Below are 591 nucleotides of genomic sequence, written 5' to 3' on the forward strand. Positions count from 1 at the left end.
CGGCGCCGAGGCCGGTGACCACGGTGGCGGTGGTGGCGGTGGCGTGCAGGCCGGGCCGGGTGGCGGTGAGCCGGTGGGCGGCGTCGGCGGGCAACGGGGCGGCGCCGGGACGCAGCACGTACCGGGCGGCGGTGGTGGCCCGGTTCTGGGCGGTCATGGCGTCGGCGAAGGCGGCGGTGGAGCCGACCACGGTGCCGGTGAGCGCGATGGTGAGGAAGGCCGGGGTGGCGGTGGAGACGGTGCGGCGCACGGCAGTGAGGGCGTTCTGTCGGGCGAGCAGCGGGGCGGCGGCGACGGCCCGGGTGAGCGGGGCGCTGAGCAGCCGGACCAGCGGCGGGACGAGGACGGGTGCGAACAGGGCGAGCGCGGTGATGGTGAGCAGGTCGGCGCCGAGCACCCACTGGGAGGCGAGCTGCGGGTCGTCGGGCTGGTCGCCGGGGGCGGGGGGCATGGTGGGCGCGGCCAGGTAGTAGCCGACGGTGGCGGCCAGGGCGAGCAGTCCGAGCAGGGCGCAGGTCCAGCGCAGCGGGGTCATGACCCTGCGGTCGGCGGCGGCGTCGCCGAGCGCCTCGACGGCGCGCACCCGGCCGG

General features: G+C 78.7%; 1 pseudogene. It reads right to left on the reverse strand.

The window, feature by feature from the left end:
* Positions 1-591: pseudogene (locus tag KS423_RS46905) on the reverse strand (hypothetical protein); the annotation flags it as partial.

The organism is Streptomyces sp. LS1784, from assembly GCF_020103755.1.
Taxonomy (GTDB): Bacteria; Actinomycetota; Actinomycetes; order Streptomycetales; family Streptomycetaceae; genus Kitasatospora.